The organism is Thiocapsa sp., from assembly GCF_035467215.1.
Classification (GTDB): Bacteria; Pseudomonadota; Gammaproteobacteria; order Chromatiales; family Chromatiaceae; genus Thiocapsa.
Genome location: NZ_DATITZ010000213.1, coordinates 1 through 15,125 on the forward strand (window position 1 = coordinate 1; position 15,125 = coordinate 15,125).

The window sequence follows — 15,125 nt, forward strand, 5'->3', positions numbered from 1 at the left end:
GCACCGGCACGGTGACCAAGGTCGAGAAAAAGATCCGCACCGTCCGACCGCCGCCGCTCTACGACTTGACCAATCTGCAGCGCGACGCCAACCGTCGCTTCGGCTTCACCGCCGCGCAGGTGCTGGAGCACGCCCAGGCGCTCTACGAGACCCACAAGCTCATCAGCTATCCGCGCACCGAGAGCCGCCACATCTCCGAGGACATGCTGCCCGAGCTGCCGGGCATCCTGAAGGGCCTGCAACATCCGCTTGCCGCCGAGGCGTTGGACCGGCTCCAGGGCGGCCATCGGCTGGGCAAGGCGTATGTCGACCGCACCAAGCTGACCGACCATCACGCCATTCTCCCCACCGGCAAGGCGCCGTCACCGGATCTGCCGGTGCCGCTGCGTAAGATCTACGACCTGGCCGTGACGCGCTTTGTCGCGGTCTTTTTGCCGGATCAGCGGATCGAGGAGACGCGGGTGGAGATCGCGATCGGCGATGCGACCTTCCTCGCGCGCGGCGCGTTGGTGCTGGAGTCCGGCTGGAAACGGGCGGAAGCCGCGGGGCGTACGCTGCCTCGGGGCGAGCCGGCTCCGGGTGCGGCGCCGGTGGAGGGCGATGGCGCCGAGGAGACCGGCGAAGCGGGCGTCCTGCCGCCGCTGGTCCAGGGACAGGAGCTGGCCGTCGACAGCCTTGAGGTGCAGGAGAAGGAGACGCAGCCGCCGCGTCACTACGACGATTCGACCCTCTTGGCCGCCATGAAGAACGCGGGTCGGGAGATCGAGGACGATGCCCTCGCGGCCGCGATGAAGCAGTCCGGTCTGGGCACCCCGGCGACGCGTGCCGAGATCATCGAGAAGCTGATCCGCACCCGCTATGTCGAGCGCCGACGCAAGCAGTTGCATGCCACGCCGAAGGGGACTGCCCTCATCGGTCTGGTCGCACCGGCACTGCGCAGCCCGGAGCTGACGGCCGAGTGGGAGCAGCGCCTCAAGGACGTCGAGCACGGCGAGCTGCCGGTCGATGTCTTCGATCGCGACATCGTCGGCTTTCTGCGCGACCTGGTACCCCAGATCGCCCAAGGCCCGGCGATGTCGGCCGAGCAGGTCGCAGCCGAGCGTGCCGAACGCCCGGCGAAAAAGGGCGCGAAGACCGGGATGGCAGGGGGTACGCGCAAGGTCGGGCGCTCGCGCAGGGTCGATGCCTCGGGCGGAGCGGGCGAGTCGGAAGCGGGCGGACTCGGCTCCTGTCCGATCTGTCGCGAGGGCGAGGTGACCGAGAACGCCCGCGCCTATGGTTGCAGCCGTTATCGCGAAGGCTGTGGCTTCACCGTCTGGAAGACGATCGCCGGTGTGGCCCTGACGCAGGATCAGGTGCGCCGACTCATCGCGCAGGGCCGACTCCCGCGTCTCGAAGGCTTCACCTCGAAGGCAGGCAAACCCTTCGGCGCCGGTCTGCGCCTGGATGCGGCCGGCAAGGTCGTCTTCGATTTCGAGGCCGAGGCGACCGAAACCGGGTCGGCGCAGGCGGGCGCCGAGGCCATGCAGGAGGCTCGCAAGACCACCCGACCAAATCGAGGCAGACCGACGGCCCGGGCGACCCCGGAACATCCGAAGGATAGCCGCGCGTCGACCCCGTCGATTCGTGATCAGCCCCCCGTCTGCCCCAAATGCGGCCGAGGCAGGATCATCGAAGGCCGTCGCGGATTCGGCTGCAATCGCTTCCGCGAAGGCTGCGACTTCGTGGTCTGGAAGACCTACGACGGACGTGATCTGAAGGAGACGGACATCCGCGACCTGATCGAGCACGGGCGGACGCGGCCGATCGAGGGGGGCGCGGCCGGGGTCGGTTCGGTCCGGCTGCGTCTCGATGCGCAGTGGCAGGTCGTGACCGAGACCATGGCGAGCGATGCGCCCGAGGAGCGTTTCTGATCAACCTGTCGCCGGCTGACAGGGGCTTTAAACCGCGCCCAGCGCGGTATGCGATGTTTTTGGATGGGATCGGCCTCGGCAGACTTGGCGAGCGTTGGCGTCGGCGCGGTTTAAGTGATTTCCGGAAAGGAAAGACCAGCTGAAGGTGCGAATTTATTCGCACAACCCTGGTGGTGGCGTTGTCGAGCGCGTCGCGGGCGAAACCTGCCTATGTGCGAATAAATTCGCACCTACAGCCCTTTCAGTTCTTCCCGGCATGCGCATTCGGGATGATTCTTCCCGGAAATCACCACAGACGATTACGGTGCTTTCAGACATCCGCCTTGTCGTGAATCCGACAGACACCTGGTCTTCTATCATTAAAACAATATTATAGCGATTGGCATAGGGTCTGCTTAAGAAGCTCCAAAGCGAACGCCTTCGGAGCCTTCATGAAACAAAAAGAGATCGCCGCGCTGCTCGACGAGCCGGCCTGTGCGCACAACGCCAAGGACAAATCGGGCTGCGCCAAGCTCAAGCCCGGTGCGACGGCCGGCGGTTGCTCGTTCGACGGTGCTCAGATCGCGCTCCTGCCGATCGCCGACGTCGCGCACATCGTACATGGCTCCATCGCCTGCGCGGGCAACTCCTGGGACAACCGCGGGGCGCGCTCGAGCGGTCCGAGCCTCTACAAGATCGGCATGACGACGGATCTGACCGAGCAGGACGTCATCATGGGCCGCAGCGAGAAGCGGCTCTTCCTCGGGATCAAGCAGGCGATCGACAGCTACAAGCCCGCGGCGGTCTTCGTCTACAACACCTGCGTGCCGGCCCTGACCGGCGACGATGTGGGCGCGGTCTGTAAGGAGGCGCAGAAGCGCTGGGGCACACCCGTGGTGTCGGTCGACGCCGCCGGCTTCTACGGCACCAAGAACCTCGGCAACCGGATCGCCGGCGAGACCATGGTCACGCAGGTCTGCGGCACCCGCGAGCCCGACCCGGTTCCGCCCGGGATCGAGCACGACGGATTCAAGGTCCACGACGTGAATCTGGTCGCCGAGTACAACATCGCCGGCGAGCTCTGGAACGTCCTGCCTCTGCTCGACGAGCTGGGTCTGCGCGTGCTTTGCAGCCTCTCCGGGGATGCGCGCTTCCACGAGGTGCAGACCATGCACCGCGCGGAGGTCAACATGATGGTCTGCTCCAAGGCCATGATCAACGTCGCGCGCAAGCTCAAGGAGACTTACGGGATTCCTTGGTTCGAGGGCAGCTTCTACGGCGTCGCGGACGTCTCGCAGGCGCTGCGCGACTTTGCGCGAATCATCGACGACCCGGATCTGACCCGCCGCACCGAAGCCCTCATCGTCCGCGAGGAGGCCAAGATCCACGCGGCACTCGCGCCCTATCGGGCGCGTCTGCAGGGCAGGAAGGTCTTGCTTTACACCGGCGGGGTCAAGTCCTGGTCGATCATCTCTGCCTTGCAGGATCTGGGGATGACGGTGGTCGCGACCGGCACCCGCAAGTCCACGGAGGAGGACAAGGCGCGCATCCGGGCGCTGATGGGCGAGGACGCGGTGATGATCGAGGACGGCAACCCGCGCGGTCTCATCGATCGGGTCCGAGAGAACGATGTCGACATCCTGATCGCCGGTGGGCGCAATCTCTACACGGCCCTCAAGGCGCGTATCCCTTTCCTCGATATCAATCAGGAGCGCGAGTTCGGCTATGCCGGCTATGTCGGCATGGTCGAGCTGGCGCGTCAGCTCTGTCTGACGGTCGAGAGTCCGATTTGGGATGCGGTGCGGCGTCCGGCACCCTGGGCCGTGACCGAGGGGCAAACCCATCCGGCACCGGCGAAGTCCCTGTCGCTCGCCGCAAGCGGGAGCGCCCCTGTCGAGGTGCCGTCCCATGCCTGAGATCATCAAGCGCAACAAGGCCCTGTCGGTCAGTCCGCTGAAGGCCAGCAATACGGTCGGCGCAGCACTGGCCTTCCTCGGCTTCAATCGGACCATCCCGATGCTGCACGGATCCCAAGGCTGTACGGCATTCGGGAAGATCTTCTTCGTACGGCACTTCCGCGAGCCCATCCCGCTGCAGACCACGGCGATCGACCAGGTCAGCGCCATCATGGGCAGCGAGGCGCAGGTCGTCGAAGGGCTGAAGACCATCTGCGAGAAGAGCGCGCCGGACCTGATCGGTCTGCCGACCACCGGTCTGGTCGAGACCCAGGGCGCGGACATCGAGATGGCGGTACGGGTCTTTCGCGAGACCTGGCCGCAGTTCGCGGGCATTGCGGTCGTGCCGGTGTCCACGCCGGACTTCACCGGCTGTATGGAATCCGGCTACGCGCAGGCGACCAAGGCGATCATCGAGACGCTGGTCCCGACCCGGGCCGAGGCCGGCACCCGGCCCGGACGTCGCGAGCGTCAGGTTAATGTCCTGCCCGGATCGCATCTGACGCCCGGCGACATCGAGCACCTGAAGGACCTGATCGAGGCCTTCGGCCTGTCCCCGATGGTGTTGCCGGATCTCTCCGATTCGCTCGACGGCCATCTGCCCGAGACCGATTACAGCCCCTTGACCATCGGCGGCACCCGCGTGAGCGATCTGACGAGTGTGGGCGATGCCGCGGCGACGCTGGTGATCGGCGCCTCGATGGACGCGGCGGCCGATACCTTGGCGGCGCGCACCGGTGTTCCGGATCATCGCTTTGCACATCTGATGGATATGGATGCCGTCGACGGGCTCGTGATGACGCTCTCGCGGATCGCCGAGCGCCCGGTCCCGGCCAAGATCGAGCGCCAGCGTGCGCAGCTTCAGGATGCCCTGCTCGACTGCCACTTTATGTTGGGAATGTCGCGCTTCGCCATTGCCGCGGAGCCGGACCTCTTGGTCGGTTTCAGCCGGATGCTCGCAAGCGTCGGGTCCGAGGTGGTCGCCGCCGTGGCCCCGGCCAATGCCCCGGCGCTGCAGGATGCCGCCGCACGCGAGATCAAGATCGGCGACCTGGAGGATCTCGAGATCGCCGCGCGGGAGCGCGACGCCGAGATCCTGATCGGCAACTCGCATGCGGTGCATACCGCGGAGCGACTGGGTATCCCCATGCTGCGGGCCGGTTTCCCGCAGTACGACCGCGTTGGCGGCTTTCAGCGGACCTGGATTGGCTATCGCGGCACGCGCGACGCCATCTTCGACCTGTCCAATCTGCTGCTCGGCGAGGAACGCGGCGAGATCCATCCCTATCGCTCGACGCTCAAGCAGCGCCCGGAGGGCGATCGCGAGATGCCGTGCCCGCACTGACACGCGGTGCCGGGAGCCGAGCCCGAACCCGCATGGATGGACACTATTCCTATTGATTCTCCTTAAAGCGCGGCTCTCACGTGCCGCGACGTTCCCAACCGGACGACAGCCCATGAGACACACACATGCCGCGACCAAAGAAGCGCTTTAAGGAGGCCCGATGGGAATGGAACGACGACTGAAGGTCCTGTGCACGAGCGGGGAGGCGACATCGATGGAGACCGAGACACGCATCAAGGCGGCCTTCGCATCCTCGGACATGAAGCAGATCGATCAGCACTTCGGCGCGGCCGAGTCCTTTAGCGTCTATGCGATCGATCCGCATGAATATCACCTGCTCGAGGCGATCCAGTTCGCACGGCTTGAGATGGACGGCAACGAGGACAAGCTCGGGGCCAAGATCGCGGCGCTCGAGGGTTGCGACGTTGTCTATTGCGAGGCGGTCGGGGCCTCGGCCGTGAGTCAGCTTCGCGCCAAGGGTATCCAGCCGCTGAAGGTGAGTCCGGGCACGTCGGTCAGCCGGCTGATCCGCGATCTGCAAGGCGAGCTGCGCGACGGGCCGAGTGCTTGGCTGGCACGCACGCTCGCCGGACGGGCCCCGGGTCGCAACGGCCGTTTCGATGCGATGGAGGCGGAGGGCTGGAGCGAATGATCGAGACACCCGCCACCGTGGTCGCCGTGAAACCGGGCGTCGCCTGGGTCGAGGCCGTTCGGCAGAGCGCCTGCGGGAGCTGCGGGAGCGCCGGCAGCTGCGGCACCTCCGTCGTCGCCAAGCTCTTCGGCGCACCTCGGCGCCGGTTGCGGATCGAGGATGCGCAAGGGCTGCGGGTCGGCGAGCAGGTCGTGATCGGCATCCCGGACGGGACACTGGTGCGGGCATCCTTCGTCGCCTATCTGATCCCGCTGGTGCTCCTGATCGCGGCCGCCGGCTTGGCGACGCATCTGGGCGCGGGCGAGGGGAGCGTGGCCCTGATCGGCATCGGCGGACTCGGCATCGGGCTCTGGCTGAGCGGCCGATTGACCGGTGGGCGATCCGCCCGCGAGCGCTATCGCCCGGTCTTGGTGCGCCGCAGGGCCTCGGCCGATGTGCAGATGCCTTTCTGAATCACCGACAGCACAAACCACACAAACCACATGTCCACGACGGACAGCCACTTAAACCGCGCCGGCTCCAGCGGTCGCCACGTCTGCCGGGGCCGGTCCCATCCAAAAACATCGCATGCCGCGCCAGGCGCGGTTTAGAAGAGGAAATCACCATGACCGAGACGCTCTCCGGAAGCGCCGCCGACGCGGGCCTGATGCAGTCCCAGTTCGTCATCGAGATGGACCGTCAGATGCGCGCGATCGACCCCTACGGCGAATTCGACGGACTCTCCACCGCGGAGCTCTTGGAGCCCTTCATCCTGACCAAGGAGAAGCGACAGCAGATCCCCTTGGTCGGGGATCCCGACGAGACCGTCGTGGCGCGGATCAAGGCCTACTACAACGCCATCTCGGCCATGATCGAGGCCGAATGCGGGCTGATGGCGGTGCCGCTGGTTCACCTGAGCCACGAAGGGTTCGGGCGTGTCGTCATCACGGTCGGCAAGCTCGTGGTGCTGGACCGCTCGTTGCGCGACGTGCACCGGTTCGGCTTCCCGACCCTTTCGAAGATGAAGGATGAGGCCGACAAGGTGCTGTCCGTCGCGCTCGAGCTGATCGGGGAGCATTCCAAGGTCGCGGGGCTTTAAATCGCGCGCTCTGTTATCTGTGTCGTTTGACTCGGACTCGGGTCTCCGAGCGTCCCACGGCCTTCGTGGGACGCGATTTAAGTAATTGAAAAATAGTTAATAGACTGTGAGGGTTGCCGGGATGACGGGTGATGAGATTCGCGCCTTGGAGAAGGCCGTGAGCAAGGCCAAACGGATCGCGACCGAGCGGGCCGGGGAGCTGCACGATCTGGTGGAGGATCGGTTGCCCGGGGGGTACGAGGAGATCCCGGGCATCGCTCAGGCCACTTACGATGCCTGTCTCGCGTGGGCGCAGGCCAATGCCGCGCTCAGGGCGGCTCAGGCCGAGAGTGCTTGAACGAACCCATTTTCCGAACCTGGAGAAACACCCATGAGTGTCATCACCGGTATTACCCGCGGCGGTGTCGAATGGACGCCTGCGTTCATCGAGAGCATCAACCAAAACAACTGCATCGGCTGTGGCCGCTGCTATAAGGTGTGTCCGCGTGATGTCTTCGAGCTGGTCGACCGCGAGGATCTCGATCTGGAGGAGCTCGACGACGAGGGCGACGACGATTTCGACGAGGCGCCGGGCATGGTCATGAATCTGAAGGACGCGCTCGACTGCATCGGCTGTCAGGCGTGCTCGAGGGTCTGCCCCAAGAAGTGTCTCTCGCACGAGCCGCTTGCGGCGGCCGCGTAGGACTAAAGTGGTCGGAGCTTGCGTGCGACGCCCGTCCTTCGGCCGAGCGTTGTCGCGTTAACGTCTGCGCTCCTCAGATCTCAGCAGCCGTACGATCCTGTCTGCTCGGTGGAGCGGATGGGTGCGCCGCTCGATCCCTATGCCGGGATCGGCGGCCGTCCCGGCGATCTGCCGGATTCGTCGGCCCGATCAGGCGGTGATGGGCACGATGGTGATGTCGACACGGCGGTTGAGGCGCCGGCCGGCTTCGGTTTCGTTCGAGGCGATGGGTTGCGTCTGGCCGTAGCCGGTCGCGATGATGCGCTGCGGTAGGACGCCGTCGGCCTCCATGTAGTATTGAACAGCCCCGGCGCGCCGTTGGGAGAGGCCCTGGTTGTGCTCGGCCGAGCCGGTACTGTCGGTGTGACCGGAGATCAGGAGCTCGGTCTTGCCGTATTTCCTGACGATGGCGGAGATCTTGTCCATCGTGTTGTAGAAGCCGGGCTGGATGCGGTCCGAATCGATCTCGAAGGTCGTGGCCCCCGTCATACGCACCAGCAGTTGATCGTTCGGGAGCTTCTGCACGCTGATCATGCCGGCAGCGATCTCGTCGGCGAGCGCCGCCTCGAAGTCCTTGCGTTGGTTCTCCATATAAGCCCCGACCGCTGTTCCGATCAGCGCCCCGCCCACCGCACCGATCAAGGCGCCGCGACCCGCGTTGGCGCTGAGGGAGCCGATGATCGCCCCCGCGGCAGCGCCCCCGGCGCTGCCGATTGCCGCGCCTGCACCGGTTTCGGTCAGGCCCGAGCCGTCGGCGGCACAGCCGACGACCAGGACAGCGGCAAGGGCCGTGGCGGCGAGGCGGTTCAACGGACGTAATGTCATCAGGGTTCTCCCGAGGTGATTCGTGGTCAGGGGCTGTAATCGTGATCGCGGATCATACCAGAGGTGCAGGGGCTCGCGTCGGGGCGGGACGGCTAGAACCCGCCTTTCCATCGCGGTTCATCAGAGCGTCGGCGTTCACCGCTCAAGTGATCTCTTACGGGGGCGTACGGGTGAGGTATCGATGTCGCCGCTTGTCTCGTGACGGAGCGACACAACATGTTCCCGAACGAAAAGCTATCCGCGGGACCTGAAATCGATGCTCAGAGTTGTCGTCAACCTCGTCGCCTTCCAGATCGGCTGGTTCGCCTGCGTGCTGGGCGGCGCACACGGGTGGCCTTGGCTCGGGGTCGGCGTGGCCGCGGTGGTGGTTGCCTTGCACCTTCGGATGTCGGAAGCGCCGCGTCGCGAGACGATGCTCTTGGTGCTCGTCGGCGTCATCGGTGCAGTCTGGGATGGATTCCTCGTGCGCTTCGGTTTTCTCGAGTATCCCTCCGGAATGTTCCTGCCCTGGCTCGCCCCGGTCTGGATCATCGCGATGTGGGTGGCGTTCGCGACGACCCTGAACGTCGCACTGAGCTGGCTGAAGGGGCGTTGGACCCTGGCGGTCGTGCTCGGCGCGATCGGCGGACCACTTGCCTTCTACGGCGGCCACATGCTCGGCGCCGTCGCCTTTCCGGATACGGTCGTGGCGATGGCCGTCCTTGCGGGCGGCTGGTCCTTTCTGATGCCGCTGAGCGCCTGGTTGGCGCAGCGCTTCGACGGCGCGGGTTTCCCGAAGGCGGCCGCCTTGACCACACGCACGGAGGACAGGACTGGTGTTTGATCTGAATCTCTATCTCGCGGGCCTGGGTGCCGCGATCGGCATGGGTCTCGGCGCCTGGCTGGTCAGCTTGAAGCTGAACGACGTCAGTATCGTCGACTCGCTCTGGTCGCTCTTCTTCCTGCTCATGGCCGCGGTCTTTCTGTCGGGGGCGCCCGAGGTGGGCGAGCGGGCCTACCTGGTTTTCTTCCTGGTGACCCTCTGGGCGGTGCGGTTGAGCGTCTTCATCACCAAACGCAACTGGGGTCACGGCGAGGACCGGCGTTACCAGGCGATCCGGGCGGAGAACGAGCCGGGTTTTCGCTGGAAGAGCCTCTATATCGTCTTCGGTCTTCAGGCGATTCTGGCCTGGATCATCGCGCTTCCGCTGCTTGCGGCCACACTCGGCACCAACCCGCTCGGGTGGCTGGACTACGCGGCGCTCTCGCTTTGGCTGATCGGGCTCTTCTTCGAGGCGGTCGGCGACCAACAGCTCGCCGACTTCAAAGCCAGGCCCGAGAACAAGGGCAAGGTCATGGATCAAGGGCTTTGGCGCTACACCCGTCATCCCAATTATTTCGGCGAGGCCTGTATCTGGTGGGGCTACTTCCTGTTTGCGCTCGCGGCCGGCGGATGGTGGACGATCGTCTCGCCAGTGCTCATGACCTTCCTGCTGCTGCGCGTGTCCGGGGTGGCCTTGCTGGAGAAGGACATCGGCGAGCGCCGGCCGGCTTACCGCGACTATATCGCGCAGACCAACGCCTTCTTTCCGGGTCCGCCGCGGCAGGTCCGGGGTGATTCGAATCTTTAAGAGATTAGGTATCGGGAGAGATGCAGATGGAAATCAAACAAAGCAGGTCGCGACGCGCGACCGCGCAGCAGTCGCAGGCAACTGGACGCCGTTGGTGGTCGGCCGCCGCGGTGGCTGTGATGATCGGGGCCGCACCCTTGGCCTCCGCCAACACCGAGTCGGGGAATTTTAGATTCAAGGTCTTTCTGGATCAGGATCCGATCGGCGAGCACAGCTTCGATATCCGCGCGCTCGGCGAGGACGCGCAGGTGTCGAGTCGCGCAAGCTTCGACATCAACTTTTGGATCTTCACCGCCTACAGCTACCGTCACGAGAGCCGCGAAACCTGGCGCGACGGCTGTCTACAGACGATCGACGCCAGCACGGACGACAACGGCAAGGACTACCGTGTGCGCGGCGAAGACAGCGGGGAGTCGCTCGCACTCTCGGTCAACGGCGAGTCGAGGCGTCTGCCCGGCTGCGTCATGACCTTCGCCTATTGGGACCGTGATTTCCTGAAGCAGAACAGACTCATGAATCCTCAGACCGGCGAGTTGGTGCCGGTCCGGGTGCAGCCGCAAGGGACCGAATCCATCCGCTTCGGCAGCGAAGATGTCGCCGCTGCGCGCTACAAGCTCAGCACCGACGAGCTCGATCTCACCCTCTGGTACTCGGACGAGCACGGCTGGATCGGTCTGGAAAGCGATACCGGCAAGGGCAAGACGCTGCGTTACCAACGGATGGCACCGACATGAAGCGATTCTCGGCTCTTTCGCTCATCACACTTGTGCTCGCCTTTGCGAGCGGCTGCACCGAAGAAGGAGGCGCGCCCATGGATACCGTCAAACAGGTCGATCTCGAACGCTTCATGGGCAAGTGGTACGTGATCGCCAACATCCCGACCTTCGTGGAGAAGGGCGCCTACAACGCCGTGGAGTCCTACGCGCTTAATCCGGACGGCACCATCGCGACCACCTTCACCTTCAACAAGGACGGTTTCGACGGACCCCTGAAGACGCATCAGCCGAAGGGCTTCGTGCGCGATACGAACACCAACGCACTCTGGTGGATGCAGTTCATCTGGCCCTTCAAGGCCGACTTCCGCATCGTTTGGTTGGAGCCCGATTACAGCATCACCGTCATCGGCCGGGCCAAGCGCGACTATGTCTGGATCATGGCCCGCGAGCCCGAAATCCCGCAGGCCAAGTACGACGAGATCGTCGCTTTCCTGGGCGGACTCGGCTACGACACGAGCAAGATCGAGAAGGTGCCTCAGCGTCCGGCGGGGTGAGATGCGGGCGGGGGTGTTTGGCCCCCCGCGCCTCCCTTTTCGGCAGCACGCTCGAAGACTCAATCCGGCTGGCGGATGAATTCCAAGGCCTGAGCCGGCGATAGAATCCGAATCTTCTCCAGCACCGAGGCCAGATCGAGCAGATCGGCATCGCCGCTGACCAGCCACTCGGCATCCCCGACCATTGCAGTCCACACGAACTTGTCGTCGTCCGGGTCGCGACTGAAACGCTTTCGGTCGCGGTCATCCTGATCCAACTCAACCCACTCCGCTGCCGCACTGAAGTCGTGAAGGAGCGCTTGACGGTCCTCCAGCGTGAGGTATCGGTCGCACTCGGGACGCCACAAGCGGGTCTCCAGCTCGGCGAAGGTTTCCCGGGAAAACAACAAGCGTCCGTGCTCAAGCAGGACGTGCGTCACGAGCGAGGGCGGCGTGCCGGTCGTCAATGCGGCCGAATCGTTCGATTCGTTCAATGCGCGTCGATCCTCATACGCGTCGTTTCTCGTGTTCATGGCCACGTGTTCGGTGCGTCTCGGCGCGAGACCAACCGCCTCGTGTGAGTTTTTTCGTTGCCCTGCCGGTCTCCCCTTCCTTATCCTCCCCCGATTCGGGTCGACCGACCCGCCTCCAGGCAGAGCGCATCATGTCCGTCAACGTTTGGCTCAAGTCTCATCGTCCGCTCGCCGGTGCGGCGCTGAAGCGCACCATCGGGTTCGGGGTGGGGCAGGGTCTGCTCGCCATCGCACAAGCCTGGTTGCTTGCCTTGATCCTGAACGCCGTGATCTTCGAATCCGCGGGTCTGACCGAGATCGGGCCCTTGATGGCGGTCCTGCTGGGGCTTTTCCTGGTGCGCGGTTTCACCGTCTGGCTGGGCGAGCGCTCGGCCTTTGAAGCTGCTGCCTTGGTCCGCTCCGGGTTGCGCGATCAGGTGTTTCGCCACCTGCAACGGCTCGGCCCGCGCTATCTGGCCAACGAGCGCAGCGGCGCCTTGGTCGAAATGCTCACCAAGGGGATCGATGACCTGGAGGGCTATTACGCCCGTTTTCTCCCGGCCATGACCCTGACGATGATCCTGCCGGTGGTGATCCTGGTTGTGGTCTTTCCGGCGGATTGGGTGGCGGGTGCGGTCATGCTGGTCACCGCGCCCCTGATCCCGCTCTTCATGATCCTCATCGGATCGAGCGCTCAGTCCAAAAATCAGCGCCAATGGAAGGAGCTCGCGCGCATGAGCTCGCACTTCCTCGACGTCATCCAGGGCCTGACGACACTGAAGCTCTTCGGGGCGAGCCGTCGCGAGGCGGACGAGGTTGCGCGCATCTCCAATGCGTATCGCAGCAGCACCATGCAGGTCTTGCGGGTCGCCTTTCTCTCCTCGGCCGTCTTGGAGTTCTTCGCCGCCATCGGCATCGCCATCATCGCGGTGTTCGTCGGCTTTCGGCTTTACGGGCTGGTGATGCCGATGCCGGATTGGCTGATGGCGCTCCCCGAGATCACCTATCTGCAGGGCCTCTTCATCCTGATGTTGGCGCCTGAGTTCTACGCACCCTTGCGCAACATGGGGATCCAGTACCACGCGCGCATGGCCGCCGCCGCCGCCGCCGAGCAGATGATTCGGGTGCTGGATGCCGAGCCGGAGGCGCGATCCGCACCCGATGCGGGCGCGCCCGATCGGGCCGCGTCCGGTCATGCCCCGCTGCAGGCCCCGAGCCCCTTCGGTCTGCGTTTTCAGGACGTGCATTTCAGCTACGAAGCGGGCCGCGATGCACTGTGCGGCATGGACTTCGAGGTTCCCGCAGGGGCGCGAGTCGCGCTGGTCGGGACCAGCGGGGCCGGCAAGACCACCGTGATCAACCTTCTGCTGGGCTTTCTCGCGCCGACCTCGGGGCGGATCTTGATCGGCGAGCAGGCGCTCGCCGACCTCGACCTTGCGGAGTGGCGCAGCCATCTGGCGTGGGTCCCCCAGCAACCGCGTCTCTTTCAGGGGACGATCGGCGACAACATCCGGCTCGGCCGCCCGGATGCGGATCTCGAGTCGGTCCGTGCGGCCGCGCGTCGCGCGCGCGCGGCCGAGTTCATCGAGGCGTTGCCCGCCGGCTACGACAACCGGGTCGGCGAGCGCGGCGCCGGTCTCTCCGGCGGTCAGATCCAACGCATCGCACTCGCCCGCGCCTTCCTGCGCGACGCCCCGCTGGTCATCCTGGACGAGGCGACGGCGAACCTCGACCCCGAGAGCGAGCGTCTGGTCCAGGAGGGCATCGAGGAGCTGGCCAAGGGACGCACCCTGTTGGTGGTCGCGCATCGGCTGGCGACCGTGCGTCGCGCGGACCGCATCCTGGTGCTCGAATCGGGCCGGGTCGCCGAGTCCGGGACGCACGAGACGCTCTCCGCATCGAACGGGATCTATGCCCGGATGATCGCGGCCTACGGCCAAACCGCACCCGCGCAGGCCGACCTTTGGAATCCGGGGGAGAACGACCGATGAAGGAGCTGTTGCGTCTTTGGGGCCTGTTTCGGCCCTATCGCGGCTGGATGATCGCCGGCACCCTGATCGCCCTCCTGACCCTGATCGCCAACGTCGCGCTCATGGCCTTGGCGGGCTGGTTCATCACTGCCATGGCGGTGGCCGGTGTCGCCGGCGTTGCCATCAACTACTTCGCGCCGGCTGCGCTCATTCGGCTGAGCGCCGTTATGCGCACCGCCGGCCGCTACGCCGAGCGCCTGGTCAACCACGAGGCCACCTTCCGGTTGATCGCCGAGCTGCGGGTCTGGTTCTACCGCCATCTCGAGCCGCTGGCCCCTGCGCGTCTGCAGCAGTACCACAGCGGCGACCTGCTGAGCCGCATCCGTGCCGACATCGACGCCTTGGACAATCTCTATGTGCGCGTGTTGGTGCCGGTGGCGGTCGCCGCCATCAGCGCGGTTCTCTTCTTTGTGTTTCTGCTGCTGCACGACCCGCTGCTGGCGCTCTCCGGGCTCGCCTTCCTGCTGATCGCCGGCGTCGCCTTGCCCGTCTGGTCGCAAGGGCGCGGTCAGGCCCCGGGGCGTCGGCTCGCCGAGGACGAGGCGGAGCTGCGCGCGGCCGTCATCGACGGGGTTCAGGGCATGGCCGAGCTGACGATCTACGGGGCGAACGAGCGCCAGGCCGAACGTATCGACGGACTGGGTCGGCGCTTGATCGCCGATCAAGCCCGCTTGAGCAGCGATCACGGCGTCACCCAGGCGGCGGTCGGTCTGAGTGCGAGCCTGAGCCTCTGGGTGCTGCTCTGGCTGGGCATCCCCATGGTGCACGACGGTACCCTGATGCCCCCGCAGTTGGCCATGCTCGCACTCTTTACGCTGGCGAGCTTCGAGGCTGTCGCCCCCTTGCCCCAGGCCTTCCAGCTCCTCGGGCGGACGCTGGCCGCGGCGCGGCGGATCTTCGCCATCGTGGATACGGATCCGCCCGTGGTCGAGCCGACCGCAGCCTCGCCCCGACCGGAGCGTTTCGACATCCGCTTCAGCGGTGTCGGATTCAGCTATCCGGGGGCGGCGACACCCGCCGTCGCCGACATCGATCTCGAAGTCCCGGAGGGCACCCGGGCCGCGGTCGTCGGCGCCACCGGCTCGGGCAAGAGCACCCTTTTCAACCTGCTGCTGCGCTTCTGGGAGCCGGACGCCGGCGACATCAGTATCGGCGGTCATTCCATCACCAGCTTCCGCGGCGCCGACCGGCGCAGCCACATCGCGGTGGTCAGCCAGCAGGTCGTCGCCGCGGAAGCTGGTGATGGAATGACCGCC

General features: G+C 65.5%; 16 protein-coding genes. 14 read left to right on the top strand and 2 right to left on the bottom strand.

What is annotated here, in order from left to right; genetic code table 11:
• From VLR48_RS11945 to fdxB, 8 genes are all read left to right on the top strand, one after another.
• Window positions 1-1,913 (top strand): type IA DNA topoisomerase (locus tag VLR48_RS11945; protein ID WP_325292003.1); only part of this gene is annotated, 1,913 nt, incomplete at its 5' end.
• Between the two features lie 431 nt (window positions 1,914-2,344).
• Entirely contained in the window at window positions 2,345-3,808 is a 1,464-nt protein-coding gene (gene nifE / locus VLR48_RS11950; RefSeq protein ID WP_325292004.1) for a nitrogenase iron-molybdenum cofactor biosynthesis protein NifE, read from the top strand.
• Window positions 3,801-5,192 (top strand): nitrogenase iron-molybdenum cofactor biosynthesis protein NifN, encoded by a 1,392-nt coding sequence (gene nifN / locus VLR48_RS11955; protein WP_325292005.1) that lies wholly within the window; start codon window positions 3,801-3,803, stop codon window positions 5,190-5,192. Before nifE ends, nifN begins: the two co-directional genes overlap by 8 nt.
• A gap of 160 nt (window positions 5,193-5,352) precedes the next feature.
• Complete coding sequence (locus VLR48_RS11960) at window positions 5,353-5,844, top strand: NifB/NifX family molybdenum-iron cluster-binding protein (RefSeq protein WP_325292006.1); 492 nt, start codon at window positions 5,353-5,355, stop codon at window positions 5,842-5,844.
• Window positions 5,841-6,296, top strand: coding sequence for a SoxR reducing system RseC family protein (locus VLR48_RS11965; protein ID WP_325292007.1), 456 nt, complete (start codon window positions 5,841-5,843; stop codon window positions 6,294-6,296). Before VLR48_RS11960 ends, VLR48_RS11965 begins: the two co-directional genes overlap by 4 nt.
• 152 nt (window positions 6,297-6,448) lie before the next feature.
• Complete coding sequence (locus tag VLR48_RS11970; protein ID WP_325292008.1) at window positions 6,449-6,922, top strand: NifX-associated nitrogen fixation protein; 474 nt, start codon at window positions 6,449-6,451, stop codon at window positions 6,920-6,922.
• 121 nt (window positions 6,923-7,043) lie between these two features.
• Window positions 7,044-7,259: a CCE_0567 family metalloprotein gene (locus VLR48_RS11975; RefSeq protein WP_325292009.1), complete on the top strand. Its 216-nt coding sequence runs from the start codon at window positions 7,044-7,046 to the stop codon at window positions 7,257-7,259.
• 33 nt (window positions 7,260-7,292) lie between these two features.
• Window positions 7,293-7,604 (top strand): ferredoxin III, nif-specific, encoded by a 312-nt coding sequence (gene fdxB, locus VLR48_RS11980; protein ID WP_325292010.1) that lies wholly within the window; start codon window positions 7,293-7,295, stop codon window positions 7,602-7,604.
• Window positions 7,605-7,793: 189 nt separating this feature from the next.
• Here fdxB and VLR48_RS11985 read toward each other — a convergent pair whose 3' ends face one another.
• Entirely contained in the window at window positions 7,794-8,468 is a 675-nt protein-coding gene (locus tag VLR48_RS11985; protein WP_325292011.1) for an OmpA family protein, read from the bottom strand.
• 256 nt (window positions 8,469-8,724) lie between these two features.
• Here VLR48_RS11985 and VLR48_RS11990 point away from each other — a divergent pair, with 256 nt between their 5' ends.
• From VLR48_RS11990 to VLR48_RS12005, 4 genes are read left to right on the top strand one after another with little or no spacing between them, the layout of a single operon-like run.
• Window positions 8,725-9,291 carry a DUF2878 domain-containing protein gene (locus VLR48_RS11990; protein ID WP_325292012.1) on the top strand — a complete coding sequence of 189 codons (567 nt, stop codon included), beginning with the start codon at window positions 8,725-8,727 and terminating at the stop codon, window positions 9,289-9,291.
• A complete protein-coding gene (locus VLR48_RS11995; RefSeq protein WP_325292013.1) occupies window positions 9,284-10,078 on the top strand; it encodes a DUF1295 domain-containing protein in 795 nt (264 codons plus the stop codon). The genes VLR48_RS11990 and VLR48_RS11995 overlap by 8 nt, the downstream gene beginning before the upstream one ends.
• A gap of 26 nt (window positions 10,079-10,104) precedes the next feature.
• Window positions 10,105-10,812: a DUF6134 family protein gene (locus VLR48_RS12000; RefSeq protein WP_325292014.1), complete on the top strand. Its 708-nt coding sequence runs from the start codon at window positions 10,105-10,107 to the stop codon at window positions 10,810-10,812.
• On the top strand, window positions 10,809-11,348 hold the full coding sequence (locus tag VLR48_RS12005; protein ID WP_325292015.1) for a lipocalin family protein: 540 nt from the start codon (window positions 10,809-10,811) through the stop codon (window positions 11,346-11,348). The genes VLR48_RS12000 and VLR48_RS12005 overlap by 4 nt, the downstream gene beginning before the upstream one ends.
• A 59-nt stretch (window positions 11,349-11,407) precedes the next feature.
• Here the strand turns inward: VLR48_RS12005 and VLR48_RS12010 are convergent, their stop codons facing one another.
• Window positions 11,408-11,821 (bottom strand): putative toxin-antitoxin system toxin component, PIN family, encoded by a 414-nt coding sequence (locus VLR48_RS12010; RefSeq protein ID WP_325292016.1) that lies wholly within the window; start codon window positions 11,819-11,821, stop codon window positions 11,408-11,410.
• 170 nt (window positions 11,822-11,991) lie between these two features.
• Here VLR48_RS12010 and cydD point away from each other — a divergent pair, with 170 nt between their 5' ends.
• Window positions 11,992-13,830: a thiol reductant ABC exporter subunit CydD gene (cydD, locus tag VLR48_RS12015; RefSeq protein ID WP_325292017.1), complete on the top strand. Its 1,839-nt coding sequence runs from the start codon at window positions 11,992-11,994 to the stop codon at window positions 13,828-13,830.
• A partial coding sequence (locus VLR48_RS12020; protein WP_325292018.1) for an amino acid ABC transporter ATP-binding/permease protein occupies window positions 13,827-15,125 on the top strand: 1,299 nt, incomplete at its 3' end. The genes cydD and VLR48_RS12020, both read left to right, overlap by 4 nt.

What these genes read in the sequence shown, in the direction of transcription:
- VLR48_RS12005 (WP_325292015.1), top strand. Translation starts at nt 10,809, where the DNA reads ATGAAGCGATTCTCGGCTCTTTCGCTCATCACACTTGTGCTCGCCTTT.
- VLR48_RS11970 (WP_325292008.1), top strand. Translation starts at nt 6,449, where the DNA reads ATGACCGAGACGCTCTCCGGAAGCGCCGCCGACGCGGGCCTGATGCAG.
- cydD (WP_325292017.1), top strand. Translation starts at nt 11,992, where the DNA reads ATGTCCGTCAACGTTTGGCTCAAGTCTCATCGTCCGCTCGCCGGTGCG.
- VLR48_RS11960 (WP_325292006.1), top strand. Translation starts at nt 5,353, where the DNA reads ATGGGAATGGAACGACGACTGAAGGTCCTGTGCACGAGCGGGGAGGCG.
- nifE (WP_325292004.1), top strand. Translation starts at nt 2,345, where the DNA reads ATGAAACAAAAAGAGATCGCCGCGCTGCTCGACGAGCCGGCCTGTGCG.
- fdxB (WP_325292010.1), top strand. Translation starts at nt 7,293, where the DNA reads ATGAGTGTCATCACCGGTATTACCCGCGGCGGTGTCGAATGGACGCCT.
- VLR48_RS11975 (WP_325292009.1), top strand. Translation starts at nt 7,044, where the DNA reads ATGACGGGTGATGAGATTCGCGCCTTGGAGAAGGCCGTGAGCAAGGCC.
- VLR48_RS12000 (WP_325292014.1), top strand. Translation starts at nt 10,105, where the DNA reads ATGGAAATCAAACAAAGCAGGTCGCGACGCGCGACCGCGCAGCAGTCG.
- VLR48_RS11965 (WP_325292007.1), top strand. Translation starts at nt 5,841, where the DNA reads ATGATCGAGACACCCGCCACCGTGGTCGCCGTGAAACCGGGCGTCGCC.
- VLR48_RS11985 (WP_325292011.1), bottom strand. Translation starts at nt 8,468, where the DNA reads ATGACATTACGTCCGTTGAACCGCCTCGCCGCCACGGCCCTTGCCGCT.
- nifN (WP_325292005.1), top strand. Translation starts at nt 3,801, where the DNA reads ATGCCTGAGATCATCAAGCGCAACAAGGCCCTGTCGGTCAGTCCGCTG.
- VLR48_RS11990 (WP_325292012.1), top strand. Translation starts at nt 8,725, where the DNA reads ATGCTCAGAGTTGTCGTCAACCTCGTCGCCTTCCAGATCGGCTGGTTC.